We start from the raw sequence: 26,275 nt of genomic DNA, 5'->3' as shown, positions 1-26,275 counted from the left end.
CCTGATGTCACGTGCGGCACTTCTCGTCCTGGCCGACGGCCGCTTTCCCGCCGGTGGCCACGCCCACTCCGGCGGCGCGGAGGCGGCGGTCAAGGCCGGGCGGATCACCGGAGCGGCGAGCCTGGCGGACTTCTGCCGGGGGCGGCTGCACACGGCCGGCTCGGTGGCGGCGGCCCTCGCGGCGGCCGCCGCGCTGGGAATCGACCCCGTCGCGCTGGACCGTGCCGCGGACGCCCGCACGCCCTCGCCCGCGCTGCGCGTCGCCGCGCGCAAGCTGGGGCGGCAGCTGATGCGGGCCGCCCGGGCGACCTGGCCGTCCGCCGAACTGGACGCGCTGGCCAGGGAGTTCCCCAAGGGAGCCCATCAGCCGGTGGTGCTCGGGCTGGCGGCGAGGGCGGCCGGTCTCGGGCCCGTCGACGCGGCGTACTGCGCGGCGTACGAGAGCGTCAGCGGGCCGGCCTCGGCAACGGTGCGGTTGCTGAGTCTGGATCCCTTCGACGCGACCGGGGTACTGGCCCGGCTGGCACCGGAGGCGGACCGCGTGGTGGACCGGGCGGTGGAGGCGGCGCGGAGGGTGGTCGACGAGGGCGTCGACGCATTGCCCGCGCGGTCGGCGCCGCTGCTGGAGATCGGGGCGGAGATGCACGCGAGCTGGCCCGTGCGGCTGTTCGCCTCCTAGGCAGATCCCCCCCGCCAATCGAATCAGCCGGACAAGAACGTAGGAGCCGCCCCATGCACCTCGACCACGACCACGCCCACGACGGCCCCGGCGCCGTGAGCGCCGACGCCCTGCGGCCCGACGGCGGCCGCCGCGCCCTGCGCATCGGACTCGGCGGGCCCGTCGGTTCCGGGAAGACCGCCACCGTCGCCGCGCTGTGCCGCGCGCTGCGGGACGAGTTGTCCCTCGCGGTCGTCACCAACGACATCTACACCCGCGAGGACGCCGAGTTCCTGCTCCGGGAGGCCGTGCTGCCGCCCGAGCGGATCACGGCGGTGGAGACGGGAGCCTGCCCGCACACCGCGATCCGGGACGACATCTCCGCCAACCTGGAAGCGGTGGAGGACCTGGAGGACGCCGTCGGGCCGCTGGACCTGGTTCTCGTGGAGTCCGGTGGGGACAACCTCACCGCGACCTTCTCCAGGGGGCTCGTCGACGCGCAGATCTTCGTGATCGACGTGGCGGGAGGCGACGACATTCCGCGCAAGGGCGGGCCGGGTGTGACCACCGCAGACCTGCTCGTCGTCAACAAGACCGACCTCGCCCCGTACGTCGGCTCCGACCTCGCTCGGATGGCGGCCGACGCCAAGGCGCAGCGGGCCGAACTGCCGGTCGTCTTCCAGTCGTTGCGGAGCGAGCCCGGAGTGGCGGACGTCGCCGCCTGGGTGCGTGCGCAGCTCGCCGCGTGGGCGGCACGGCCGTGAACAGTTCCGGCGTGCGGTCCGTCGCGACGATCGTCGCCCGGGACGACGGCCGGGGCGGGACGGCCCTGCCCGTGCTGGAGAGCGACGGGCCGCTGGCGCTGCGGCGCACCCGGGGGAGCGGTGCCGAGGCACGGGTCATGCTGGTCGGGGCGATGAGCGGACCGCTCGGCGGCGACCACTTCACCGTGCGCGCCCGGCTGGAGGAGGATGCGCTGCTGTCCGTCGGCTCGGCCGCAGCCACCATCGCCCTGCCGGGGCAGACCAAGGGAGAGGCCCGTTACGACGTCCGGCTCGACGTCGCCGACCGGGCCGAACTGCACTGGCTGCCCGAGCAGTTGATCTCCGCCCAGGGCAGCGACCTGTACGTCACGACCCGCGTCGAGCTCGCCGCCACGGCCCGGCTGGTGCTGCGTGAGGAGCAGGTGCTCGGGCGGGCGGGTGAGGAACCCGGGCGGCTGACGAGCCGGCTGACCGTGCGGGTCGCCGGGCAGGCCGTGCTCGACCAGGAGCTGGCCTGCGGGCCCGGCGCGCCGGGCGGCTGGGACGGTCCCGCGGTGCTGGCGGGGCACCGGGCGGTCGGGCAACTGCTCGTCGTACGACCGGAGTTCGCCACCGAGCCGGTGCCGGCCCGGGCCCTCGGGGAAGGGGCCTCGGTCGTCCCGCTCGCCGGTCCCGCCGCCCTTGTGACCGCCGTGGCGCCGGACGCGCTGCGGCTGCGACGGCTGCTCGACGAGGCACTGGCGTCACTCGCGCAGACGTAGAGGTAGAGGTAGCGTCCGCTCACGCCCCGAACCAGGCGTCCTCCGCCGCGTAGTCGAACAGGTCCGGGTAGATCCGTGCGAGAGCCGGGAACGCGTCCGTCCAGTCCTGCCCGGACAGCCGGCGGGTGAGCCAGTCCACGGTCTCGGGCAGGCTCTCGGGGTAGGACACGACCGGCCGGTAGCCCAACTCCCGTTCCGCCGCGGACATGTCGAAGACCACCGGCAGCTCCACCGACCACGGGGAGCTGCCCACGGACGGCGAGGGTGCCGCACCGTCCACCAGGACGGTCTCCGTCTCCACCCCCATCACGGCGTCCACCGCCGACCCGATCCCGGCCACCGTCAGAGGCTGCGGATCACAGGCGTTGAGGACCCGCGAGCCGGGTCGTGCGGCCGCCAGCCGTATCAGTTCGGCGATGTTGCGGGCGGCCGACGTGTGGAAGAGGCTCTCACCCCGGTGGGCGAGCACCCTCCTGCGCCGGCCGTCGAGGTTCCGTTTCACGAAGTACAGCTCGCGGGGGAGCGGGCTGTGGGGGCCGTGGATCGCGCCCGCGCGCAGCAGGGTCGTGGGCAACCGGTCGCCCGCCGCGATGAGTTCCCTCTCCAGGGCGGCCTTGCCGGTGCTGTACGTGGCGTCCCCCGGCGGAACCGTCGGCTGGTCCTCCCGTACGGGCACGGGGTACTGCGGGAAGCCGCCCGGCTCGCTCATCGTGTCGAAGCCGCGGCCCGTGCCGTCCCCGTACACCGACACCGTCGACACGACCACGGCCGAGCCGACGCGGTCGGCCAGAGCCGTCAACTGCCGCGCGTGCCGGGCCCCATAGGCGACGATGTCGACGACGAGGTCGCAGCCGTCACCGATGAGCGCGCCGAGCGCCGCGTCGTCCTCGCGGTCCAGCCGCCGTGTCCGTACCTCGCCGGGCCAGCTCTCGTCCCGGGCTGCGCCGCGCGACGCGGCCGTCACCTCCCAGCCGTCCCGCGCCAGCGCCTCCACCGCGGGCCGTCCGATCTGCCCGCCGGCCCCGATCACCACAGCACGTCTCATGCTGCGACCGTAGAGGGGCGAGGCGGCCGGGGGGACGGCTTCTGCCGACAGCAAAGCCTCAAGTGAGCGGCAGGCGCGGGAACTTCCGCTCCTTCGCGGCGGCGGCGGCCTCCTCGGCCTTCACGACGGCCGCGTACTGGTCGACGTACTCCTGCTCGGACAGGGAGAGGATCGCGTACATGATCTCGTCGGTGATGGCGCGCAGGATGGCCTTCTCGTTCTCCATGCCCTCGTAGCGGGAGAAGTCGAGGGGCTTGCCGAAGCGGATCACGACGGGGTGGACGTTGGGGATGACCTTGCCGGGCGGCTGGGCCTCGAAGGTGCCGATCATCGCGCAGGGGATGACCGGGACACCGGCCTTGAGGGCCATGACCGCGACGCCCACCTTGCCCTTGTAGAGCCGGCCGTCGTGCGAGCGGGTGCCCTCCGGGTAGATGCCGAGCAGCTCGTCCTTGCTCAGCACGCCGAGGCCCTCGCGGATCGCGGCCTGCCCGGCGTCCTTGCCGGAGCGGTCGACGGGGATCTGCCCGGCACTGCGGAAGAAGGACGCCGTCAGCCGCCCCTTGATGCCCGGGCCCGTGAAGTACTCGGCCTTCGCGAGGAAGGTGATGCGCCGCTTGAGGACGGCGGGCATCAGGAAGTGGTCCGAGAACGACAGGTGATTGCCGGCGATGATGGCGGCGCCCTCCGCCGGAACGTGCTCCAGGCCTTCTATCCGAGGGCGGAAGACCAGCCTCAGCAGCGGCCCGAGCAGCACGTATTTCAGCAGGTAGTAGAACAAAGCGGGCGCTCCTCGACTCTCGCGGTGGACTCAACCGCCGCTTTCCAGCAGGTCAACCGGCATGTCGTGGGGTGCCAGTGTAGGTGCAGGCGTGGCCACCGGGCACCTCGTGCGACCGGACCATGCCGATCCTTCACCGATTGACTGACGGTCAGTCAGCAAGGTGCATCCGATGGTGCTCATGCGGCTGGGGAGGACCGCGGGACCAGCGTGCTGCTCCACCCGGGTGACCGGCAAGCCGAACGCGTGGCGTGGCGGGATACGAGGGGTGCCTGGCCAACCACCTGCTCTTGCGGCCTTCCCGAGTAGTCTGCGAAGCATGCGGATCTCTGTTTCCTCGGACATGGACGAGCCCGTCGCCCGCTCCCTCGTGGCCGCGCTGCGCGACCGAGGGCACGAGGTGCGCCCGCACGGCGCCCTGCGTCCCGGCGACGACCCCCAGTGGGCGGTGTGCTCCGAGGCCGCGGCCCGCGAGGTCGCCGACGGGACGGCCGACCAGGCCGTGGTGTGCTGCTGGACCGGCACGGGTGCCTCGATCGCCGCGAACAAGGTGCCGGGCGTCCGGGCCGCCCTGTGCACGGACGCCTACACGGCCGACGGGGCGCGCCGCTGGAACGACGCCAACGTCCTCGCGCTCAGCCTGCGGCTCACGTCCGAGCCGCTGCTGAAGGAGATCCTCGACGCGTGGTTCGCCGGCGAGCCCAGCAGGGACGCCGAGGACCGGCAGAACGTGGACCGCGTCAGGCTGCTCGACCACGGCAACACCCGCCGGTAGGTCACGGTCACAGCCGCACGACGATCAGCGCGGTGTCGTCGGTGGCGCCGCCGGGCGGCAGCAGTTCCAGCAGGACGGTGTCGGCGAGGGCCTCGGGATCCTGGTCCCGGTTCCGGTACAGCGCGTCCGCGAGACGGGCCAGGCCGGTGTCGATGTCCTCGCCGCGCCGCTCGACCAGGCCGTCGGTGTAGAGCACCAGGGTGGCGCCCGGAGTGAAGGTCGTCTGGGCCTGGGGTCTCGGAATCGGGTCGGGGCGGGCGTCGAGCGGCGTGTCGGTGGCGCCGTCGAGGAACTCGGCGCGGCCGTCGGGGTGAACCAGCATGGGCGGCGGATGACCGGCGCTGCTGTAGGTGATGGTGTGCCGGGTGAAGTCGATGAAGGTCGTCACGGCGGTCGCCGACTCGGCGCCGTCGACCACGTGGGCGTAGCGCCCCAGGACGTCCAGGGCCTGGGCCGGGCCCTCGGCGACCCGGGAGGCCGCGCTGAGCGCGCTGCGCAGCTGGCCCATGACACCGGCGGCCCCCAGCCCGTGCCCGACCACGTCGCCCACGGACACGCCGACGCGGTGGCCGTCGACCAGATCGACCAGGTCGTACCAGTCCCCGCACACGTTGAGCGCGCCCACGGCGGGGCGGTATCGCACGGCGGCCCGGTGGTGGGGGCTGACCTGGCGGCGGTCGGGCAGCATCGCCTCCTGGAGGGCCAGCGCCACCTCGCGCTCCCGGGAGTGTGCCTGACGCAGCCGCTCGTTGAGCTCCTGGAGCTCGCGGGCGCGGGCGTACAGCTCGGCCTCCAGGACCCGGGACCGGCCGCCCCGGCTCCCTCCCGAGCGGCCCCGGGCCCGGATCAGCTCCGTGACCTCCTCGACGCGGTGCAGGATCAGCGCCACCTTGCCGTCGGGGCCGAGCAGCGGCGCGTTCACCGGACTCCAGTAGCGCTCCTGCCATTCCCCGGGCCGCTCGGGATCCTCCACGTCGTAGCGCTGGAGGGCCATGGCGTCGCGCTCCCCGGTCGCCAGGACCCGGTACAGCGAGGCCTCCAGGTTGCGCATGCCCGTCGAGGCGGGGTCGTTGGGGTTGTCGGGGAAGACGTCGAACAGGTAGCGCCCGACCAGTTGCTCGCGGGGGCGCCCGGACACCCGGACGAACTCGTCGTTGACATCCGCGTACACCAGCTCGGGCGTCAGCAGCGCGACCATGCCGGGCAGGGTCTGGAACACCGCCGTGTAGTCGATCGCCGAATCCGTCATGGCCGCCGCCTTACCACTGCCGGGATCAGACCAGTTTCCCACGGTATGGGGGAACCGGGCCCGGGCCTCACTCCAGAAGCGCCGCCACGGGCAGCTCGGCGAGCTCCGTCAGGGACTGCTCCGCCCAGATGATCTTCCCGTCGGGGACGAACCGCGTGCCCCACCGCTGGGTCAGCTGGGAGACCAGCAGCAGACCCCGCCCGCCCTCGTCGGTCGTACGGGGATGGCGCAGGTGGGGCGCGGTGGCGCCGCTGTCCAGGACCTCGCAGACCAGGGCGCGCTCCCGGATCAGCCGGAGCCGGATGGGTCCGGTGGCGTGCCGTATGGCGTTGGTGACCAGCTCGCTCACCACCAGTTCCGTCGTGAACGCCAGCTCGTCCAGCCCCCAGTGGGACAGCTGCCGGGTGGCCGTACGGCGGGTGTCGGCGACGAGGGCCGGGTCGGGGTCCAGGTCCCAGGCCGCGACCTGCTCGGTGCCGAGGCGTTTCGTACGGGCCATCAGCAGGGCCACGTCGTCGTACGGGCGCGCCGGGACCAGCGCGTCGACGACGTTCCGGCAGCGCGCGTCCAGCGGGCCCGCCCCTTCCAGTGCCCGGCGCAGGCGTTCCCGGCCGGCGTCGACGGCCCAGGTCTCTCCCCGGGCCAGCAGCCCGTCGGTGTGCAGGGCGAGGGTGCTGCCCTCCACGAGGGACAGCTCGACCGCCTCGAAGGGCGGACCGCCCACGCCGAGCGGCGGCCCCTGCGGAAGATCGACGAACGTGACCGAGCCGTCGGGCAGCACCACGGCCGGTGCGGGATGCCCGGCGGCGGCCATCGAGCACCCGCCGTCGACCGGGTCGTAGACGACGTACACGCACCCGGCGCCCACGCACTGCGTGCCCGCGGAGCCCGCCGCGCCCGGTTCGGCGCCTTCTTCCCGGGCCGACCGCGCCACCAGGTCGTCGAGGTGCGCCAGCACCTCCTCGGGCGGCAGATCCTGAGCGGCCAGCGTCCGGACGGCCGTCCGCAACTGCCCCATGGCCGCGGCGGCGTCGATGCCGTGCCCGGGCACCTCGCCCACGACGAGCGCGACGCGCGCCCCGGACAGCGGGATGAGGTCGTACCAGTCGCCGCCCAGACCGGTCAGCTCGTCGGCCGGCCGGTAGCACGCGGCCGCCTCGACCGCGTCCTGCTCGGGCAGCCGGTGGGGGAGCAGGCTGCGCTGGAGAACGAGCGCGGCGTCGCGCTCGCGCGTGTAGCGCCGGGCGTTGTCCACGCAGACGGCCGCGCGGGAGACGAGGTCCTCGGCCAGCCGCAGGTCCTCCTCGTCGAAGGGCTCCCGGCCGTGCCGCCTGAAGAAGGTGGTGATGCCCAGGGTGGTGCCGCGCGCCCGGACCGGCACGATCATCACGCTGTGCAGGCCCAGCTCCGAGAACGTGGGCCGCCGGCCGCCCGGGAGGTCCGTGACCCATACCCGGTCCAGCGGATCGAGCCGCTCCACGTGCCAGGGCCGTCCCGTGGTCAGGCAGCGGACCGGGGGTGACCCGGCCGGGTACGCCGTCACCTCGCCGACCCCGACGACGGCCTCCGGGCCGCACTCCTCCGTGGCCCTGTTGCCCGCCCGGCGCAGCGCCACCCGATCGGTGTCCACGAGCGGCCCGGGCGTCAGCTCGGCGCCCCGCAGCACCGTCTCCAGCAGGTCCACGGTGACGAGGTCGGCCAGTCCCGGCACGGCCACGTCGGCCAGTTCCTGCGCGGTGCGCGTGAGGTCCAGGCTGCGGCCGATGCTCTCGTTGGCACGGTCCAGGAGCGCCAGCCGCTGCCGGGCGCGGTGCCGCTCGGTGATGTCGACGACCGTGTAGTACACGCCCATCGGGCGGCCCCGGTCGTCCTCGAGCCGGGTGAACGACAGCATGTGCGCGGTCTCGCGCAGCGGAGCCGACAGCACACGGCCCACGTGCTCGTACCCGACCACGGGCTCGCCGGTCTCCAGCACGTGCCGCATCTGCGCCTCGACCGCCTGGGCGTCCAGGCCCGGCTGGACGTCCGCGAAGCGCAGGCCGAGCCGCCGGGCCGGCGGTCCGCCGCCGAACTGCTCCAGGGCGGCGTTCGACCACACAAAACGCAGGTCCGTGTCCACGACCGCGATACCGACCGGGGCGTCGGACACCATCCGTTCCAGCACCGTGCGGCTCATGTCCCAGCCGGGCGCGTCGGCCAGCTCCGACAGCAGCGCCAGCCAGCGCGCACCGCCGTGCGCCTCCTCGGCCGGGGTGATCCGGGCCGCGACCCTCACGGGCTGCCCGTCCCGGCGACGGGCCGTCAGCAGCCCCGTCCAGCCACCGTCCCTGCGGCACCGCTCGACCAGGTCCGGCACGCGCTGCGCGTCCTCGGCCGTCAGCAGATCCGCCAGCTTCCTGCCGACCGCCTCGGCGGCCGGGTACGCCAGCAGCCGCCCGGCCTCACCGGTCCAGCCCGTCACCACGCCCTGCGGATCGAGCAACAGGGGCGCGGCGTCGGCCACGTCGAACCGCTGCCGGGCAACGCCGTACTCCTCGTGTTCGCCCACGGCCGACCTCTCTGTCGCTGAGAGTGGTCTACCACCTCTTGCCTCAATCTTCACCCTTCCGGCATGTGGGGGCGGCTTGTGCGGGGCCGGCCGGGGAGGCTCGGGGTGTGTGGGGTGGGGGCGGGCCGTGGCGTTCTTACCGCAGCACCTTCTCCAGCGACCCGAGTGCCCCCTCGAGCTCCTCGGTGGTGATGGTGAGCGGTGGGGCCAGGCGGATCGTGGAGCCGTGGGTGTCCTTGGCCAGGATTCCCTCCCGCATCAGGCGCTCGCTGATCTCGCGGCCGGTACCGAGCGCGGGGTCGATGTCGACGCCCGCCCACAGGCCCCGCGAGCGGAAGCCGACGACGCCCTTGCCGACCAGGCCGGTCAGGCCGTCCCGCAGGACCGCGCCCAGCTCGGTCGCGCGGCGCTGGAACTCGCCCGTCTCCAGCAGCTCGACCACCGCCGTGCCGACCGCGGCCGCCAGCGGGTTGCCGCCGAAGGTCGACCCGTGCTCCCCGGGGTGCAGCACCCCGAGCACCTCCCGGCGCCCGACCACCGCGGACACCGGCACGATGCCGCCGCCCAGCGCCTTGCCCAGCAGCACCACGTCCGGCACGACCGACTCGTGCTCGACCGCCAGCGTGCTGCCCGTACGGCCGAGCCCGGACTGGATCTCGTCCGCGATGAACAGGCAGCCCTTGCGGCGGGTGAGCTCCCGTACGCCGGCCAGATAGCCGTCGTCCGGGATGATCACGCCCGCCTCGCCCTGGATCGGCTCGATCAGCACCGCCGCCGTCGTCTCGTCGACCGCCGCCTCCAGCGCGGCCAGGTCGTTGTACGGCACGATCCGGAAGCCCGGCGTGAAGGGCCCGAAGCCCGCCCGGGCGGTCTCGTCGGTGGAGAAGCTGACGATCGTCGTCGTACGGCCGTGGAAGTTGTCCGCCGCGACCACGATCGTCGCCCGGTCGGCCGGGACGCCCTTGACGTCGTACGCCCACTTGCGGGCCACCTTCACCCCGCTCTCCACCGCCTCCGCACCGGTGTTCATGGGCAGCACCATGTCCATCCCGGTCAGCGCCGCCAGCCGCTCGGCGAACTCGGCGAGCCGGTCGTTGTGGAAGGCGCGGGACGTCAGGGTCAGCCGGTCGAGCTGGCGGTGGGCGGCCTCGATCAGCGCCGGGTGCCGGTGGCCGAAGTTCAGCGCCGAGTAGCCGGCCAGCATGTCGAGGTAGCGCCGCCCCTCCACGTCCTCCACCCAGGCGCCCTCGGCACGGGCGACGACCACGGGCAGCGGATGGTAGTTGTGCGCGAGGACCGGCTCCTCCGCGCGGATGAGCTCCTGCGAGCCACGGGTCTCCCGCGAGCCACGGCTCCCCTGCGGGTCCTCGGTGCGGACGGGTGCGGTCATGAGCGGATCTCCCGGATCTCCTGGGTGCAGCACTTGATGCCGCCACCGGCCTTCTGGAACTCGGACAGGTCGACGGGGACGGGGACGTAGCCACGGCCGGCGAGCCGGCCGGCCAGGCCCGTCGCCCCCGGAGAGATGAACACGTGCCGCCCGTCGGAGACGGAGTTGAGCCCGAACGCCATCGCGTCCTCGCGGGTGGCGAGCACCGCGTCCGGGTACAGCCGGGCGAGCACCTCGCGGCTGCCCGGCGAGAACGCCTCGGGGTAGTAGGCGATGTTGTCGTCGTCGAGGACGAACAGCGCGGTGTCCAGGTGGTAGAAGTACGGGTCCACCAGCGTCAGGCTGATCACCGGCATCCCGAAGTACTCCTGCACCTCACTGTGGGCCTCACGGGTGGTACGGAAGCCCGTCCCGGCCAGGATCCAGCGGCCGGCCGGCACCAGGTCTCCCTCGCCCTCGCACACCGACTCGGGGTGGTAGACCTCGTAGCCCTCCGACTTGAACCACGCCTCGTACGGCACGGACTCGGGACGCCGCTCGGGCGCGTGGAAGAGGGAGCCGAAGACGCGGCCGTCGACGACGACCGCCGCGTTCGCGGCGAAGACCATGTCGGGCAGACCGGGCACGGGTTTCACAGTGTCCACGGTATGGCCGTGGGCACGGTAGGCGTCGACCAGCGCCTGCCACTGGTCCAGCGCGCGGATGACGTCGACGGGTTCGCCGGGACGCATCCACGGGTTGATCGCGTACTGCACGGCGAAGTGTCTGGGCTCGCAGACGAGGTAGCGCCGCCGGCGCGGCACACGGGAGTCGGGCACAGAGGGGTCCCTCCGCTTCCTCACGGTGTGTGACTGGGGGTTGACACAACGGTAGGAACTGACAGAGGTGGCCGACAAGGAACAAAGGTTGCGCGTCCACGCAGGAACGCTGCGTCTTGAGGCCCGTCAGCGCACGCCTGGTGCGCCGCCCGGGACCGCCTCCGGCGCCGGCTGGCTGGCACCCGCCTCCGGACTCTCCGGAAGCAGATGGGACAGCACCATCACGCTGATCGTCTTCCGGATGAAGGGCTCCTGGCGGATCCGCTCCAGCACCTCCTCGAAGTGCTCCACGTCCCGCGCCCGCACGTGCAGCAGTGCGTCCGCACCGCCCGTCACGGTCATCGCCGCGGTGATCTCCGGGTAGTCGCGCACGACCTCCGCCAGCCGCCGCGGCGGGGCCGCACCTTCGCAGTACACCTCGACATAGGCCTCGGTGCGCCAGCCCAGCGCCGACGGCTTCACCGTGGCCGTGAACCCGGTGATCACACCCGTCTCCCGCAGCCGGTCGACCCGCCGCTTGACCGCCGTGGCCGACAACCCGATCGCCGTGCCGATCTCGGCGAAGGACGTCCGGGCGTTCGCCATCAACGCGGTGATGATCTTCCGGTCGAGTTCGTCGAACGGCGTGGACCTGCTGCTCATGCGGGCACTGTATCCACCGGCACCCCGTCCCGCGCCCGGCCCGGCGCGGCCACCTCCTCCAGCGCGGACATCCTGCCCCCGGCACATGTCAAGACGTGCGGATCGCCCCTACACTCCGGGTTCATGCTGCGCGCCCTGGCTGTCGACGACGAACGCCCCTCGCTGGAGGAACTGCTCTACCTGCTGCACGCGGACCCCCGCATCGGCAGCGCGGAGGGCGCCGGCGACGCGACCGAGGCGCTGCGCCGCATCAACCGCGCCCTGGAATCCGGTCCGGGCGGGCCCGAGGCGATCGACGTCGTCTTCCTCGACATCCAGATGCCCGGCCTCGACGGGCTCGACCTGGCCCGGCTGCTCACCGGGTTCGCCCGGCCGCCGCTCGTCGTGTTCGTCACCGCCCACGAGGACTTCGCCGTCCAGGCCTTCGACCTCAAGGCCGTCGACTACGTCCTCAAGCCCGTCCGCAAGGAACGGCTCGCCGAGGCCGTACGGCGGGCCGCGGAGCTGCGCGGCACCGCGCCCCGCATACCCGTGAGCGAGCCCGACCCCGACCACATACCCGTCGAGCTCGGCGGCGTGACCCGCTTCGTGGCCGTCGACGACATCACCCACGTCGAGGCCCAGGGCGACTACGCCCGCCTGCACACCGACAAGGGCAGCCACCTGGTCCGCATCCCGCTGTCCACCCTGGAGGAGCGCTGGCGTTCCCGCGGCTTCGTCCGCATCCACCGCCGCCACCTCGTCGCCCTGCGCCACATCGGCGAACTCCGCCTCGACGCGGGCACCGTCAGCGTCCTCGTCGGCTCCGAGGAACTCCAGGTCAGCCGGCGCCACGCGCGCGAACTGCGCGACCTGCTCATGAGGAGGCAGTGACGGTGCCCCAGGACCACACCGAACGCCGCGTCGTCGTCACCGGCCCGCCCCGCCGGGCCGGCCGGGCCTCCGGCTACTACCGCCCGCGCACCGAGATCGACGAACAGACCACCCTCGGCCACACCTACGTCCGCTCCCTGATGCGCACCCAGCTGCGCGCCGCCCTCACGGTCTTCGCGATCCTCGGCCTGCTCGTCGGCCCCCTGCCGCTGCTGTTCGCGGCGATGCCCGACGCCCGCCGCCTGGAATGGGCCGTCCTCGGCTTCGGCCTCTACGCCCCGCTGGTCCTGCTCGCCCGCTGGTACGTCCGCCGCGCCGAGCGCAACGAGCGCGACTTCGTACGCCTCGTCGAAGACCGATGAACTCCCACTACGCCGTCCCCGCCGTCGCCCTGGTCGTCATCGCGACGGTCCTCGTGGGCGCCTTCGGCCTGCGCATCTCCCGCACCACCTCCGACTTCTACGTCGCCTCCCGCACCGTCGGCCCCCGCCTCAACGCCGCCGCCATCAGCGGCGAGTACCTCTCCGCCGCCTCCTTCCTGGGCATAGCGGGCCTCGTCCTGGTGCAGGGCCCCGACATGCTCTGGTACCCGGTCGGCTACACCGCCGGATACCTGGTCCTGCTCCTCTTCGTCGCGGCCCCGCTGCGCCGCTCCGGCGCCTACACGCTCCCCGACTTCGCCGAGGCCCGCCTCGCCTCTCAGGGGGTACGGCGGCTGGCCGGTGCCTTCGTCGTCGGCGTGGGCTGGCTGTATCTGCTGCCCCAGCTCCAGGGCGCCGGACTGACCCTGACGGTGCTGACCGGGGCGCCCGACTGGCTCGGCGGAGTGATCGTCGCCGTCGTCGTGACCGCCACCGTCGCCGCCGGCGGCATGCGCAGCATCACCTTCGTCCAGGCCTTCCAGTACTGGCTGAAACTCACCGCCCTGCTCGTCCCCGCCCTGTTCCTGGTCCTCGCCTGGCAGAGCGACGGAGCCCCCCGCCACGCCTTCGACGAGCCGGCCACCTTCCGCGAGCAGCGCGTCGTCCGCGTCGGCGACAGCATCGACCTGAAACTGGACCGGCCCCTCACCGTCACGGTGACCGGCACCGTGGACGGCCGCACGCACACCGATACCCGCCTCGACCTGCCCGCCGGCACCCACCGCGTCGAACGCGGCACCCGGCTCACCTTCGCCGGGGGAACGGCCGTCCCCGAGGCGCAGCGCAGCGGCGGCGGCGACCTGTCGCCCGCACCGGCCGAGAGCGGCGAGGAACGCCCGCTGTACGCCACGTACGGGCTGATCCTCGCCACGTTCCTCGGCACCATGGGCCTGCCGCACGTCGTGGTCCGCTTCTACACCAGCCCGCACGGCGTCGCCGCCCGCCGCACCACCGTCGCGGTCCTCGGCCTGATCGGCGCCTTCTACCTGCTGCCGCCCGTCTACGGCGCCCTCGGCCGCATCTACGCCCCCGAACTCACCCTCACCGGCGACACGGACGCCGCCGTCCTCCTCCTGCCCGACCGCATCATCGGGGGAGTGGGCGGCGACCTGCTGGGCGCGCTGGTGGCGGGCGGCGCCTTCGCGGCGTTCCTGTCCACCGCATCGGGGCTCACCATGGCCGTCGCGGGCGTGCTCACCCAGGACGTCCTGCCCGCGCGGGGCGTACGGCACTTCCGGCTCGGGACCGTCCTCGCGATGGCCATGCCCCTCGCGGCGAGCGTCCTGGTCGGCGGGCTCCCGGTCGCCGACGCGGTGGGGCTCGCCTTCGCCGTGTCCGCGTCCTCCTTCTGCCCGCTGCTCGTCCTCGGCATCTGGTGGCGGCGGCTCACCCCGCCCGGCGCGGCCGCCGGGATGCTGGTCGGCGGCGGCTCGGCCCTGCTCGCCGTCGCCGCGACCATGACGGGCTACCCGGGCGAGGGCACGCTGCACGCCCTGCTCGCCTGGCCCGCGCTCTGGTCGGTGCCGCTGGGCTTCCTCACCATGATCCTGGTGTCCCTGGCCACCCCCGGCCGGGTGCCCCCGGGCACGGCGGCGGTCCTGGCCCGGTTCCACCTGCCCGAGGAACTGCGCACGGAGGTGACGGCATGAGCGGATTCCTGGCCGGCCTGTGCGTCGCCGTACTCCCGGTGCTGGCCCTGGGCGTCTGGCTCGGCCGGCGCACGGTACGCCCCCAGAGCCTCGGCGGACTGGGCACCCCCGTCGAACACGCCACCTTCGAGACCCTGCACACCGCCACCCTCGCCGCGCCCCCGCTGCGGGCCGGGCTGACGGAGGAGACCGCCCGCAAGTCCGCCCGCAAACTGCGCTCCCTGCTCGGCACGGACGCCCTCTGCCTGACCGACCGCAAACAGGTCCTGGTCTGGGACGGCGACGGCGCCCACCACCGCACCGAGATCATGGAACGTCTCGCCGGCCCCCTGGAGACCGGCCGCGGCGAGGCCTTCCAGCTGACCTGCGATCTCCTCGACTGCCCGGTGCGCTGGGCGGTCGTCGCCCCGCTCACCGTCGACGACCGCGTGCACGGCGCCCTCGTCGCCTGCGCGCCCCGCGAGTCCGCGGTCCTCGTCCGGGCGGCTGGCGAGGTGGCCCGCTGGGTGTCCGTGCAGCTGGAGCTTGCGGACCTGGACCAGTCCCGCACCCGCCTCATCGAGGCCGAGATCAAGGCGCTGCGGGCCCAGATATCCCCGCACTTCATCTTCAACTCGCTCGCGGTGATCGCCTCGTTCGTCCGCACCGACCCCGAGCGCGCCCGCGAACTGCTCCTGGAATTCGCCGACTTCACCCGCTACTCGTTCCGCCGGCACGGTGACTTCACCACCCTCGCCGACGAACTCCACGCCATCGACCACTACCTGGCGCTGGTTCGGGCACGCTTCGGCGACCGCCTCTCCGTCACCCTCCAGATCGCCCCGGAGGTACTGCCCGTCGCCCTGCCCTTCCTGTGCCTCCAGCCGCTCGTCGAGAACGCCGTCAAGCACGGCCTGGAGGGCAAGACCGACAAGTGCCACATCCAGATCACGGCCCAGGACGCGGGCGCCGAGGCCCTGGTCGTCATCGAGGACGACGGCGCCGGAATGGACCCCGGACTGCTCCGCCGTATCCTCGCCCGCGAGGTCAGCCCCTCGGGCGGCATAGGGCTCTCCAACGTCGACGACCGGCTCCGCCAGGTCTACGGCGACGACCACGGCCTCGTCATCGAGACCGCCACGGGCGCGGGCATGAAGATCACCGTCCGGCTCCCGAAGTACCAGCCGGGCGTGCATTCGGCCGGACGGCTGATCCCGGAGTGAGCCTCAGGTGCTCTTCGTGGTGACCACCATCCCGAGGGTGATCAGGCCCAGCACGACCCAGCCGAACCACAGCCAGCCGTTGCTGCCGAGCGCCACCGTGTAGGCCGTCACCAGGACGAGGCCGCCGACGGTGACGACTCCCATGGTCTTCGTCGCGTTCGAACCGTTCGTGGAACCGGGCATCGCAACACCCTCCTCATGGTTCTGTTCCCCCCATGGTGCCCCCGTTCTGCCTCCTGACAGTGCAGACGACGACATGAGTACCGGATTTCCAGGGTCCGTCACTGGTCCAGGAACCGGATTCGTAGACGGACGGATCGAAGCCGTAGTCCTGCGGCGCCACGTCCCGGGCGCACGCGGCGTCCGACGAGGTCCGCGCCTCGGCGAGCGTCACATCGGCGCCCAGTCGGGTGAACCCGAGCACCTGCTGGTCGTACCGTCCGCCACACGGGACCAACCGCGCCTCCCGGTTCGAACGGACGTCCAGGCAGTCGCGCTTCTGCATGGTCGCGGTGTCGGCGAACGCCGTACCGAACCTACGTCGCTCTCCGAGCGGCCCGTACAGCGGCCCGTGCGCGCCGAGGACCAGGCAGGCGGTGCGCCGACCCGCCGACTCGAACCCGGTGCCGCTCGGCACCACGGCGTGGCCGCGGACGTCGGCGAGCCGGTCCCGCAGCTCCCGGGTCCGCTCCTCGCACCGGGCCGGTCCCAGCTTCCGTGCCTCCTCCGCCGAGGTCGCCCCGACGAACGCCACCACCTGCCCGTCGGGCCCCTCGTCCCGGCAGGTCGGGTCCAGGGAGAGCCGGGGCGTGCCGGTGAACCGGGTCCCGCCCGGCCAGTCGGCGAGGACACAGTCCCCGTCCGCGAGCGGCTTCGCCAGCCCGACGGCCTCGCCGTACGGTGCCGCCGTCCCGCCGCCCGCCCGGTCGGCCAGTGCGTACCAGACGCCGCCGAGCGCCAGGACCAGCCCGAGCCCGCAGGCGGCGACGGCCCGGAGGGCGGGGGAGCGCCGCCGTCGCCGAGCACCGGACGGGACCCCGACGGGCGCGGAGCCGCCGGACGCGGCGATCACGGGCCCGAGACCGTCCGGCCCGGTCGCCGGCACGGGCGGCGTCTCCCACGGTGACGGCGATCCGGGATCGGTCCGGGTCCGCTCGTAGGCGTCCGACTGGGGCGTGACGAGGGCCGACAGCCCGGCCTCCGCCTCCTGCGCGGTCATCCGCAGCTGAGGATCCTTGGCGAGCAGCCCGCGCAGCAGGGGCTCCAGAGCCCCGGCCCGTAACGGGGGCAACGGGTCCTCCATGACCACGGCGGTGAGTGCGGCCAGGTGCGAGTCCCGCTCGAAGGGGCCGCGGCCCTCGACACCGAAGTACAGGGTGCAGCCCAGCGAGAACAGGTCGGCGCCCGGCGTAGGCGCACCGCCGGACGCCCGCTCCGGCGCCAGATACCCCGCCGTGCCGACCAGCGCGGACGCCATCGTGTACCGCGTCTCACCGGCGTCCGGCTGCACGGAGATGCCGTAGTCGGCGAGCAGCACCCGCCCGTACGGAGAACCCGCGCGGTCCGGCGCGAGCAGGATGTTCGCCGGCTTCACGTCCCGGTGCATCACGCCCCGCTCGTGCCCCGCGGTCAGCGCGTCCAGTACGGCGAGACCGACGCGGGCGCACTCGGCCGGAGCGAGCGGTCCGCGCCGGGTCACCAGCTCCCGCAGGTCCACGGCGCCGGTCACGTACTCCATGACGATCCACGGCAGCCCCTCGTGCTCCAGCACGTCGTGGACCGTCACCACATGCGGGTGTCCGCGCAGCCCGGCCGCGTGCCGGGCCTCCGCACGGGCCCTCGCGACCCGCGCCTCCCGCTCGTTCCCGGCCTCGGCCGGGTCGCGGAACACGATCTCCTTCAGCGCGACCTCGCATGCGAGTCTCTGGTCGTGGGCGAGCCAGACGTGCCCCATGCCGCCGCTGCCGAGCCGGCGCAGCAGCAGGTAGCGGCCGGCGACGATCCGGCCCACTCCCGACGTCGGTGATCCTGAGGACATCCGGTGACTCCCGGGTTCGGCGGGGGTGCGGTGCTAGACGGTGGCGCTCGGGGCGGGCGGGGTGGTCGCCGGAGCGGTGGGCACGGGGGCGGTCGTCGCAGGCGGGGTCGTCGCTGGGGCGGTGGACGCGGGCGTGCTGCTCACGGGCGGCGGTGCGCTGCTCATCGGCGGCGCCGCGCTGCTCGTGACAGGTTCGCCGCTGGGAGGGGAGCTGGTGGTGGCCGGGGGAGGGGAGCTGGTGCCCCGCGGCGGTGAGCCGGTCGCCGTCGGCGGTGCGCTGCTCCTGGGCGCGGCGCTCGACGGGGGCGGCACGGAGCCGGACGGTGCCCTCGACGAGGGCTGACGCGAAGGCCCGGGCCCGGTACTCCTCGGAGGGGTCCCGGTACTGGTCGGAGGCCTGGAGGCGGAAGGGGGAGTGGAGGACGCCGAGGGCGATGGTGTCGGCGTACGCCCCTCCGTCCGCGACTCCGCCGCCAGGCTCAGCGTCACATACGCCCCGAACCGCAGCTCGGTCCCCGCGCCCGGGTCGGACGCGACGACCCGCGCACGGTCGGGAGGCGGCTCCCCACCGCGGAACGCGACCGCCAGTCCCGCCTCGGCCAGCCGCCGGCTCGCCTCCCCGAACGTCGTCCCGGCGAGGGGCGGCACGGCCCGCCGCTCCGTCGCGTCGAAGTCGGCGTCGGCTGCACCGGTCGTGCCGACGGGCCGCTCGATGCCCCGGCCGGAGTCCTGGACGTCGACGAGGGTGATGCGCTCCAGCTTCCGGGGAGCGGGCCGTACGACCACCACCTCGGCACGGTCGTAGCCCTGCCACTTCTCGTTGCCGTCCCCGAACGTGACGGATATCCGGCTCGTGTCGCCCTCGAAGGGCCGCAGCGGATTTCCGCACGAACATTTGACCGACGGAAGTCCCTGCTCGTCGACGAGAATCGCGATTCCCGCCTGGAGCAAAGCGCGGAAGGGAACAGCCTTTCCCTTTTTGTAGTCGTGGTTCAACGCGAGCGTGTCGTGACGCAGGAGAACCGGCGTGAGCCGGTCGAGATATCCCGGAATCTCGTCCGCACGCAGATCGAGGGCGGCCGCCCACACCCGCGCCTTGCGACCGTTGCGCGGCGCGGTGAGGAACCGCTTCAGCCGCTCGACGTCACAGATCCCCGGCTGCTTCGTCCCTCCGTACAGCCCCGGCGTGTCCCCCTGCTGGAGGCCGCCCGGCACGGCTCGCGACCGCACCCGGGCGTCCCGGCCGAGCCCACTGTCCTCGGCGAAGAAGGGCGCCGGCGACGGAACTCCCGCGGCGACCGCCTTCACCTCGAACAAGGACCTGCCCGAATCGCACCCCCCGAGAGCGAACAGAAAAGCGACCAGGACAGCGAGTCTCCGCATCACCGCTCCCCCCTGCGGTTCCCCCGACGTGTTTCATGCTACTGAAGGAAAAAGCTATTCAGCCGCGTTGTGGAGAAAGAGCAGAGCGAGAGTGAACGGGTGCTTTGGGGCGTGGGAAAAGTCAGTTCCCGCGTGCGTGCAGCGAGCTCAAATAGGCGTTGTACGCCTCGAGTTCCTTGTCCCCGTTCCGGTCGGCCGCCCGGTCCTCGCGCCTGGCCTGCCGCTGGTCCGAGGCGTACCACTGGAACAGCAGCGCGACCAGCACCAGCACGGACGGGATCTCGCTGAACGCCCAGGCGATGCCGCCCGCCGCGTTCTGGTCGGACAGTGCCTCGATGCCGAGCGAGGCGGGCGGGTTCTTGAACGTCTCGACCATCGGCTCGGACGCCATCATCAGCGCGATCCCGAAGAACGCGTGGAACGGCATGCCCGCGAACAGCTCCAGCATCCGCATCAGATAGCCCGGCCGGTGCGGGCCCGGGTCCACGCCCATGATCGGCCAGAAGAACACCAGGCCGACGGCGAGGAAGTGGACCATCATCGCGATGTGCCCCGGCTTGGAGCCCATCAGGAAGTCGAACAGCGGTGTGAAGTACAGCCCGTACAGGCTGGCGATGAACAGCGGGATCGTGAACGCGGGGTGGGTGACGATCCGCATGTAGTGGCTGTGCAGGAACATCAGCAGCAGCTCACGGGGCCCCTTGCGGCCCCGTCCCGCCGTCGGCAGCGCGCGCAGCGCCAGCGTGATCGGCGCCCCGAGCAGGATCAGGATCGGCGAGACCATGCTGATCACCATGTGCTGCACCATGTGCACGCTGAACATGACCATGCCGTAGTCGTTCAGCTGGGTGCACATCACCAGCATGATGCTCAGCACGCCGGTGACGAAGGCGACCGTCCGCCCCACCGGCCACTTGTCCCCGCGCCGCACCAGCCGCACGACACCCCACCCGTACAGCGCCAGCCCGGCCAGGCAGGCGATGAGGAAGAACGGGTCGGCCGACCACTCCAGCCCTCGTCCCAGCGTGAACGGCGGCAGATCCATGGTCATGCCGTGCCCGCTGTGATCCATACCGCCGGCTCCTGTTTCGTGGGGGTGTGCAGCAATCTGTCCGCCCCAAGAGTAGAACCGCCCCCGGCCACACAGGTGACCGGGGGCGGTAAGACGTCCTCAGGGGCGCGGGGAACTCAGAGAACGCACTCCGCCTCGGCGTACCGATCCTCCGGCACGGTCTTCAGCGTCTCCACGGCCTCGGCCAACGACACCATCACGATGTCGGTGCCCCGCAGCGCGGTCATCTGCCCGAACTCGCCCCGGTGCACGGCCTCCACCGCGTGCCACCCGAACCGCGTGGCCAGCACCCGGTCGTAGGCGGTCGGCGTGCCACCGCGCTGCACATGGCCGAGGATCACCGGCCTGGCCTCCTTGCCGAGCCGTCCCTCCAGCTCGACCGACAGCTGACGGGCGATCCCGGCGAACCGCTCGTGCCCGTAGATGTCCTTGCCGCCCTCGTCGAACTCCATGGTCCCGGCCCGGGGCTTGGCCCCCTCCGCCGCCACCACGATCGCGAAGCGCTTGCCCGCCTCGAACCGCTCGCCGACCCGCCGGGTCAACTCCTCTATGTCGAAGGGGCGCTCGGGTACGACGATGGCGTGCGCGCCGGCCGCCATGCCGGAGTGCAGCGCGATCCAGCCGGTGTGCCGGCCCATGACCTCGACCACCAGAACCCGCTGGTGGGACTCGGCGGTGGTCTTCAGCCGGTCCAGGGCCTCGGTCGCCACTCCGACGGCCGTGTCGAAGCCGAAAGTGACGTCCGTGACCGCGATGTCGTTGTCGATCGTCTTCGGCACACCCACGACGGGCAGACCGCTGTCCGACATCAGCCGCGCGGCCTTGAGCGTGCCCTCGCCGCCGATCGGGATGATCGCGTCGAGGCCGAGCTCCTCGACATGGCCCTTGGCCCGCTCCACACCGTCCCGCAGATGGGAGGGCTGGACCCGGGAGGACCCCAGAATCGTGCCGCCGCGGGCGAGGATGCCACCCACCGCGTCGAGGTCGAGCTTGAGGTAGTCGCACTCCAGAAGGCCCTTCCAGCCGTCCCGGAAGCCGATGACCTCGTCGCCGTGGTCGACGACGGCGCGGTGCACGACGGACCGGATGACGGCGTTCAGGCCGGGGCAGTCGCCGCCGGACGTGAGGACACCAATGCGCATAGCCCGAAAACCTTCTCAACGTGGGCCGGGACCGGACCACGTTGTCCGGCTCGAATCCCCGCCACCCTAGCGGCATCGAGGGGCCGGACCGAAGCACGCGTCCGCCTGCTGGACGACCCCGCTCACCTGTGCGGATGTGCCGTCAGACGGGCTGTTGACCAGCAGATTGACGCGCGCTCCACACCCGCTGCTGGTCAGGCGGGCTGCTGCGCGGCGGCGATGCGCTCGTTGCGAAGTGCCTCGTACCAGCGGTCGTCGGTCGGCGGCAGCGCGTTGACGTCGAGGGCCAGCTTCAGCAGCAGGTCCGCGATCAGCGGGTTGCGCGCGAGCACCGGGCCGTGCATGTACGTGCCGAAGACGGTGTCGTTGAACGCGCCCTCCGTGCCGTCGCCCGTGCCGTTGCCGTTGCCGAAGCGCACCCGGGCGAGCGGGCGGGCCGTGGGGCCGAGGTGGGTGACGCCCTGGTGGTTCTCGAAGCCGGTCAGCGGGGGCAGACCGAGGCGCGGGTCGATGTCGCCCAGCACGTCACCGACGCACCGCGCGCCCTCGCCGCGCACGGACACCACGTCCAGCAGGCCGAGGCCGGGCTCGCGCTGGCCGAGGTCGTTGATGAACTCGTGGCCGAGGATCTGGTAGCCGGCGCACACGGAGAACACGATGGCGCCGTTCTCCACGGCCCGGGTCAGTCCGCCGTCCCGGCGCAGCCGCTCGGCCGCGAGCCGCTGCGGCCGGTCCTCGCCGCCGCCGATCAGGTAGATGTCGCCGGAGGTCGGGATCGCCTGGTCACTGCGCACGTCCAGGCGCGCCACGTCCAGGCCGCGCTGCTGGGCCCGGCGCTGCACGACGAGGACGTTGCCCTGGTCGCCGTAGGTGCTGAGCAGGTCGGGATAGATCCAGACGACCCGCAGTTGGTTGTCGCTCACAAAAGTCCCCTGACGTCTCGTGCTCAGTTGCCGACCCGGCGGCGCAGGTCCTGGAACGCCGTGTAGTTGGCGATGACCTCGATCCGGCCCGGCGGGCACGCGGCCACGGCCTGGTCGAGGTTCTCGTACACCTGGAAGTGCTGGTCGGCGACTTCCAGGCGCACCGCGAGGTCCAGCCGCCGGTCGCCGACGACGCAGATCGGGTGGCCGGTCAGACGCGTGTAGTCGACGTCCCACAGCCAGGAGGTGTCGGTGCCGTCGGCGGAGCGCGCGTTCACGGACAGGATGACCGGGGCGGGCGGCGGATCGATCAGGGAGAACGTCTCCAGCCAGCCGGCCGGGTTCTTCGCGAGGAGGAGCCTGAGGTCACGGCCCTGGAACTGGACGACGTCGTACCGCCCGGCGACCGCCTGTACCTGGTACATGCGCTCCAGCGCGACCTGCGGCGGCACGCCGAACACGGCGGCGACGGCGGCCGAGGAGGCGGCGTTGGCCTTGTTGGCGCGGCCGGGCAGCTGGAGGTGGATCGGCCACGCGGAGCCGTGCGGGTCCAGGACGTGGTCGCCGGAGAGCGCCCAGCTCGGCGTCGGACGGCGGAAGCCGCACTCACCGCAGTACCAGTCGTCGCCCGGGCGCTGCATCACGCCGCCGCACGACGGGCAGGACCAGGCGTCGTCCTTCCACATCTGCCCGGCGGCGACCCAGATCACGTTGGGGGAGGACGACGCCGCCCACACCACCAGCGGATCGTCGCAGTTGGCCACGACCACGGCCTTGGAACCGGCGAGTCCCTCCCGCCAGTTCTCGGCGAGCATGCGGGTCTCGGCGGCGCGGTCGAGCTGGTCGCGGGAGAGGTTGAGCAGCGCGATGCACTTCGGCGCGGTGTCCCGGGCGACGCCGGCGAGGTACTTCTCGTCGACCTCGATGACGCCGTACCGGGCGTCCGAGCTGCCCGCGAGTGCCGAGGTGATGCCGGCCGGCATGTTGGCGCCGAGCGCGTTGGAGACGACCGGTCCCGCCGCGCGCAGGGCCTCGGCGATGAGCCGGGTGGTCGTGGTCTTGCCGTTCGTCGCCGAGACCAGGATCACGTCCAGGTTCTGCGCGAGCCGGGCGAGGAGGTCGGGGTCGAGCTTGAGTGCCACCCGGCCGCCGATCACCGAACCGCTGCCGCGCCCCGCGGCGCGGGATGCCGCCGCGACCGCCTTGCCCGCGGTCACGGCCAGCTTGGCCCGCGGCGAGAGCGGGTCCGAGTTGCCTGCCATCAGTTCTCGATCCTCCTTGCGTACGCGCCGCGCCTTGAAGCCTGACGGCCACGTGGTGTGGACCTCAGCCTATCGAGATCCATTAGCACTCCCGAACCGAGGCACTGTGGTGAACTCGTGTGGGACGCGCGGAACGACAGGGACCTTACTCTTGCCGCCATGCGAAACAGCCCCATCCCCGGCGCCCACGGCCACGTGAGACCCCTCACCCTGCACGGAGACCCGCTCCTGCACGCACCCTGTGCGGAGGTCACCGAGTTCGGCCCCGAACTGGCCCGCCTCGTGGAGGACTTGTTCGCAACCATGTACGCCGCCCGGGGCGTCGGCCTCGCCGCCAACCAGATCGGCGAGCCGCTGCGGGTCTTCGTCTACGACTGCCCCGACGACGAGGACGTCCGGCACCTCGGCCACATGGTCAACCCGCGCCTGGTCGAGGCGGACGGAGTGGTGATCCGGGGCCCGGAGGGCTGCCTGTCCCTACCGGGCCTGGAAGCGGCCACGGAACGTTACGACCACGCGGTGGTCGAGGGCTTCACGATGACCGGAGAGCCGGTCACCGTCCACGGCACGGGCTTCTTCGCCCGCTGCCTCCAGCACGAGTGCGACCACTTGGAGGGCCGCATCTACGCGGACCACCTCAAGGGCTGGCGCCACCGCAGACTGATGCGCAAGGTGGCCAGGGCTTCATGGTGCCGAGTGGGTGAGTAACCCAGGGGCGCGGGGCTGTGTCCCATGTGCGGCTCCCGCCGCGTGGGCGCGACCAGCCCCCACCGGTCCGCACACGACACGCGACGGTCAGAACCCGGGACCCCCCACCCGATCCCCCGCAGCCGCAAGACGCCCCCACAACAGATCAGCCAGACTCCGCACCAACTCCGCACGGGAGCAGGGTCGTTCCCCCAGCCACCAGTCTCCGGCGGCATGCATCATGCCGACGATCCCGTGCCCCCACACCCGCGCCAGCTGCTGCCCGCCCGGCCCGAGATCCAGCCGCTCCTCGATGACCTGGGCGAGTTCCTCGCCCATCCGCCGCAGCAACGGCGCACTGTGCTTGCCGACATCGAAACCCTGATCCCCCGGCTGGCCCCCCTCCGCGGGATGCATCAGGAACCGGTACACCTGGGGCCGCGCCTCGATCGCGGCGAGGTACGTGTCCAGCGTCGCCTCGACCCGCTCGCGCCGCTCCGCGGGAGCGTCCAGCGCCGCCCGGAGCGAGTCGAGCAGCGCGTCCGTGTGCCGTTTGGCGAGGGCGGCGTATAGTCCGCCCTTGTCGCCGAAGTGCCGGTAGAGGATCGGCTTGGTGATACCGGCCTCCGCCGCGATCGCGTTCATCGAGGCCTGCGGACCGTCGCGCAGCACCACTCGGTCGGCGGCTTCCAGCAGCTCACGCCGTCGGCGGTCGGCGGACCGTTGCTGCTCGGTCCGCTGCGTGGTGTCCATGTGCTCTCCCCACCCGTGCTGTTTCGATGACGCCTGCGCAAACTAACACTCAAAGATGCCCCAGACATCGAACGGGTGCCGACCGGTCGGTAGGAGTTGACGCGGACTACCCGCCGGTAACAGACTGGTGTTACCGCAAGTAACATGCACGTGTGCCGCTGGAGGGGACCGACATGGCCGAGTTCACGATGGAGCTCAACGACGAACAGAAGGAGGTCCGGGACTGGTTGCACGGCTTCGCGGCCGATGTGATCCGTCCCGCGGCCGCCGAATGGGACGAGCGTGAGGAGACTCCCTGGCCGGTCATCCAGGAGGCCGCCAAGGTCGGCATCTACTCCCTGGACTTCTACGCCCAGCAGTACTTCGACCCCACCGGCCTCGGCATACCCATGGCCATGGAGGAGCTGTTCTGGGGCGACGCGGGCATCGCCCTGTCCATCGTCGGTACCGGTCTCGCCGCCGTCGGCGTCCTCGCCAACGGCACCGAGGAGCAGATCGGCACCTGGATCCCGCAGATGTACGGCGACGCCAACGACGTCAAGGTCGCCGCCTTCTGCTCCTCCGAGCCCGACGCCGGCTCCGACGTGGCCTCCATGCGCACCCGGGCCGTGTACGACGAGGCCAAGGACGAGTGGGTGATCAACGGCACCAAGACCTGGGCGACCAACGGCGGTATCGCCAACGTCCATGTCGTGGTCGCGGTGGTCGACGCGGAGCTCGGCTCCAAGGGCCACGCCTCCTTCATCATCCCGCCGGGCACCGAGGGCCTGTCCCAGGGCCAGAAGTTCAAGAAGCACGGCATCCGCGCCTCGCACACCGCCGAGGTCATCCTGGACAACGTGCGCGTCCCCGGCTCCTGCCTGCTCGGCGGCAAGGAGAAGCTGGACGAGCGGCTCGCCCGGGCACGGGAGAAGGCCAGGCAGGGCGGGGAGCGCGTGAAGAACGCGGCGATGGCCACGTTCGAGGCGTCCCGCCCGGCGGTCGGCGCCATGGCGGTCGGCACCGCCCGGGCCGCGTACGAGGTCGCCCTCGACTACGCCAAGACCCGGGAGCAGTTCGGGCGGCCGATCATCGACAACCAGGGTGTGGCGTTCCAGCTCGCGGACATGCGCACGTCCATCGACGCGGCCCGGCTCCTGGTCTGGCGCGCCTCCTGGATGGCCGTCAACGGCAGGCCGTTCACGGCGGCCGAGGGCTCGATGTCCAAGCTGTTCGCGAGCGAGACGGCCAAGAAGGTGACGGCCCAGGCGGTCCAGATCCTGGGCGGCAACGGCTACACGCGGGAGTACCCGGTGGAGCGGATGCACCGGGACGCGGCGATCTACACGATCTTCGAAGGCACCAGCGAGATCCAGCGCCTGGTGATCGCGCGGACGCTGTCGGGCATGACGATCCGGTAACCGGCGGTAGGTGGTTGGCGACCAGGGTCAGCGGTTCC

25 protein-coding genes are annotated in these 26,275 nt (G+C 72.4%); 10 read left to right on the top strand and 15 right to left on the bottom strand.

Features of this window, described 5'->3' with window-relative positions:
* Positions 1-4 precede the first annotated feature (4 nt).
* Genes QC385_RS02685 through QC385_RS02675 form a run of 3 tightly spaced genes read left to right on the top strand, consistent with a single transcriptional unit; the run spans position 5 to position 2,183 of the window.
* Positions 5-679: an urease accessory protein UreF gene (locus QC385_RS02685; protein WP_279539604.1), complete on the top strand. Its 675-nt coding sequence runs from the start codon at positions 5-7 to the stop codon at positions 677-679.
* A 53-nt stretch (positions 680-732) separates the two neighbouring features.
* Positions 733-1,422 (top strand): urease accessory protein UreG, encoded by a 690-nt coding sequence (ureG, locus tag QC385_RS02680; protein ID WP_279539603.1) that lies wholly within the window; start codon positions 733-735, stop codon positions 1,420-1,422.
* Positions 1,404-2,183 (top strand): urease accessory protein UreD, encoded by a 780-nt coding sequence (locus QC385_RS02675; RefSeq protein WP_279539602.1) that lies wholly within the window; start codon positions 1,404-1,406, stop codon positions 2,181-2,183. The genes ureG and QC385_RS02675 overlap by 19 nt, the downstream gene beginning before the upstream one ends.
* A 19-nt stretch (positions 2,184-2,202) precedes the next feature.
* On the opposite strand, the gene QC385_RS02670 is transcribed toward QC385_RS02675, so the two are convergent.
* A complete protein-coding gene (locus QC385_RS02670; RefSeq protein WP_279539601.1) occupies positions 2,203-3,228 on the bottom strand; it encodes an NAD-dependent epimerase/dehydratase family protein in 1,026 nt (341 codons plus the stop codon).
* 58 nt (positions 3,229-3,286) lie between these two features.
* Positions 3,287-4,009 carry a lysophospholipid acyltransferase family protein gene (locus QC385_RS02665; RefSeq protein WP_279539600.1) on the bottom strand — a complete coding sequence of 241 codons (723 nt, stop codon included), beginning with the start codon at positions 4,007-4,009 and terminating at the stop codon, positions 3,287-3,289.
* Between the two features lie 319 nt (positions 4,010-4,328).
* Here QC385_RS02665 and QC385_RS02660 point away from each other — a divergent pair, with 319 nt between their 5' ends.
* Positions 4,329-4,784, top strand: a complete 456-nt coding sequence (locus QC385_RS02660) for an RpiB/LacA/LacB family sugar-phosphate isomerase (protein WP_279539599.1) — start codon at positions 4,329-4,331, stop codon at positions 4,782-4,784.
* Positions 4,785-4,791: 7 nt separating this feature from the next.
* Here the strand turns inward: QC385_RS02660 and QC385_RS02655 are convergent, their stop codons facing one another.
* The 5 genes from QC385_RS02655 to QC385_RS02635 form a co-directional block, all read right to left on the bottom strand.
* A complete protein-coding gene (locus QC385_RS02655; protein ID WP_279539598.1) occupies positions 4,792-6,033 on the bottom strand; it encodes a PP2C family protein-serine/threonine phosphatase in 1,242 nt (413 codons plus the stop codon).
* Positions 6,034-6,100: 67 nt separating this feature from the next.
* Positions 6,101-8,581 (bottom strand): SpoIIE family protein phosphatase, encoded by a 2,481-nt coding sequence (locus QC385_RS02650; protein WP_279539597.1) that lies wholly within the window; start codon positions 8,579-8,581, stop codon positions 6,101-6,103.
* A gap of 136 nt (positions 8,582-8,717) precedes the next feature.
* Positions 8,718-9,971 (bottom strand): ornithine--oxo-acid transaminase, encoded by a 1,254-nt coding sequence (rocD, locus tag QC385_RS02645; protein ID WP_279539596.1) that lies wholly within the window; start codon positions 9,969-9,971, stop codon positions 8,718-8,720.
* Positions 9,968-10,789 carry a dimethylargininase gene (gene ddaH / locus QC385_RS02640; protein WP_279539595.1) on the bottom strand — a complete coding sequence of 274 codons (822 nt, stop codon included), beginning with the start codon at positions 10,787-10,789 and terminating at the stop codon, positions 9,968-9,970. The genes rocD and ddaH overlap by 4 nt, the downstream gene beginning before the upstream one ends.
* Positions 10,790-10,915: 126 nt before the next feature.
* On the bottom strand, positions 10,916-11,431 hold the full coding sequence (locus QC385_RS02635) for an Lrp/AsnC family transcriptional regulator (protein WP_279539594.1): 516 nt from the start codon (positions 11,429-11,431) through the stop codon (positions 10,916-10,918).
* Positions 11,432-11,554: 123 nt separating this feature from the next.
* Between QC385_RS02635 and QC385_RS02630 the strand changes: the two genes are divergently transcribed.
* Genes QC385_RS02630 through QC385_RS02615 form a run of 4 tightly spaced genes read left to right on the top strand, consistent with a single transcriptional unit; the run spans position 11,555 to position 15,577 of the window.
* Positions 11,555-12,304, top strand: a complete 750-nt coding sequence (locus QC385_RS02630) for a LytR/AlgR family response regulator transcription factor (protein ID WP_279539593.1) — start codon at positions 11,555-11,557, stop codon at positions 12,302-12,304.
* 2 nt (positions 12,305-12,306) lie between these two features.
* Positions 12,307-12,666 carry a hypothetical protein gene (locus tag QC385_RS02625; RefSeq protein WP_279539592.1) on the top strand — a complete coding sequence of 120 codons (360 nt, stop codon included), beginning with the start codon at positions 12,307-12,309 and terminating at the stop codon, positions 12,664-12,666.
* Positions 12,663-14,375: a sodium/solute symporter gene (locus tag QC385_RS02620; protein ID WP_279539591.1), complete on the top strand. Its 1,713-nt coding sequence runs from the start codon at positions 12,663-12,665 to the stop codon at positions 14,373-14,375. Before QC385_RS02625 ends, QC385_RS02620 begins: the two co-directional genes overlap by 4 nt.
* Positions 14,372-15,577, top strand: coding sequence for a sensor histidine kinase (locus QC385_RS02615; RefSeq protein WP_279539590.1), 1,206 nt, complete (start codon positions 14,372-14,374; stop codon positions 15,575-15,577). The genes QC385_RS02620 and QC385_RS02615 overlap by 4 nt, the downstream gene beginning before the upstream one ends.
* 3 nt (positions 15,578-15,580) lie before the next feature.
* Here QC385_RS02615 and QC385_RS02610 read toward each other — a convergent pair whose 3' ends face one another.
* The 7 genes from QC385_RS02610 to QC385_RS02580 all read right to left on the bottom strand — a co-directional run bounded on the left by QC385_RS02610 (position 15,581) and on the right by QC385_RS02580 (position 23,397).
* The gene (locus QC385_RS02610) at positions 15,581-15,760 is read right to left on the bottom strand and encodes a hypothetical protein (RefSeq protein WP_010041043.1); all 180 of its coding nucleotides are present in this window, start codon (positions 15,758-15,760) and stop codon (positions 15,581-15,583) included.
* Between the two features lie 13 nt (positions 15,761-15,773).
* A complete protein-coding gene (locus tag QC385_RS02605; RefSeq protein ID WP_279539589.1) occupies positions 15,774-17,615 on the bottom strand; it encodes a serine/threonine-protein kinase in 1,842 nt (613 codons plus the stop codon).
* 33 nt (positions 17,616-17,648) lie between these two features.
* Positions 17,649-18,998, bottom strand: coding sequence for a PASTA domain-containing protein (locus tag QC385_RS02600; RefSeq protein WP_279539588.1), 1,350 nt, complete (start codon positions 18,996-18,998; stop codon positions 17,649-17,651).
* A 121-nt stretch (positions 18,999-19,119) separates the two neighbouring features.
* Complete coding sequence (locus QC385_RS02595; protein WP_279539587.1) at positions 19,120-20,070, bottom strand: cytochrome c oxidase assembly protein; 951 nt, start codon at positions 20,068-20,070, stop codon at positions 19,120-19,122.
* Between the two features lie 116 nt (positions 20,071-20,186).
* Positions 20,187-21,212 carry a 6-phosphofructokinase gene (locus tag QC385_RS02590; RefSeq protein ID WP_150479445.1) on the bottom strand — a complete coding sequence of 342 codons (1,026 nt, stop codon included), beginning with the start codon at positions 21,210-21,212 and terminating at the stop codon, positions 20,187-20,189.
* A 194-nt stretch (positions 21,213-21,406) separates the two neighbouring features.
* Positions 21,407-22,135 (bottom strand): type 1 glutamine amidotransferase, encoded by a 729-nt coding sequence (locus QC385_RS02585; RefSeq protein WP_150479444.1) that lies wholly within the window; start codon positions 22,133-22,135, stop codon positions 21,407-21,409.
* A 23-nt stretch (positions 22,136-22,158) separates the two neighbouring features.
* On the bottom strand, positions 22,159-23,397 hold the full coding sequence (locus QC385_RS02580) for a MurT ligase domain-containing protein (RefSeq protein ID WP_086558789.1): 1,239 nt from the start codon (positions 23,395-23,397) through the stop codon (positions 22,159-22,161).
* A 159-nt stretch (positions 23,398-23,556) separates the two neighbouring features.
* On the opposite strand from QC385_RS02580, the gene def reads away from it, so the two are divergent.
* Complete coding sequence (gene def / locus QC385_RS02575) at positions 23,557-24,105, top strand: peptide deformylase (protein WP_279539586.1); 549 nt, start codon at positions 23,557-23,559, stop codon at positions 24,103-24,105.
* A gap of 87 nt (positions 24,106-24,192) precedes the next feature.
* Here the strand turns inward: def and QC385_RS02570 are convergent, their stop codons facing one another.
* Entirely contained in the window at positions 24,193-24,837 is a 645-nt protein-coding gene (locus QC385_RS02570) for a TetR family transcriptional regulator (RefSeq protein WP_279539585.1), read from the bottom strand.
* A gap of 173 nt (positions 24,838-25,010) precedes the next feature.
* Between QC385_RS02570 and QC385_RS02565 the strand changes: the two genes are divergently transcribed.
* Entirely contained in the window at positions 25,011-26,237 is a 1,227-nt protein-coding gene (locus QC385_RS02565) for an acyl-CoA dehydrogenase family protein (RefSeq protein ID WP_279539584.1), read from the top strand.
* The last annotated feature ends 38 nt before the right edge of the window (positions 26,238-26,275 follow it).

The sequence above is a fragment of the Streptomyces sp. DH10 genome (genome assembly GCF_029813805.1).
Classification (GTDB): domain Bacteria; phylum Actinomycetota; class Actinomycetes; order Streptomycetales; family Streptomycetaceae; genus Streptomyces; species Streptomyces coeruleofuscus.
Note: the sequence above shows the minus strand (reverse complement) of the source record. Positions and strands in the feature narration are given on the sequence as shown.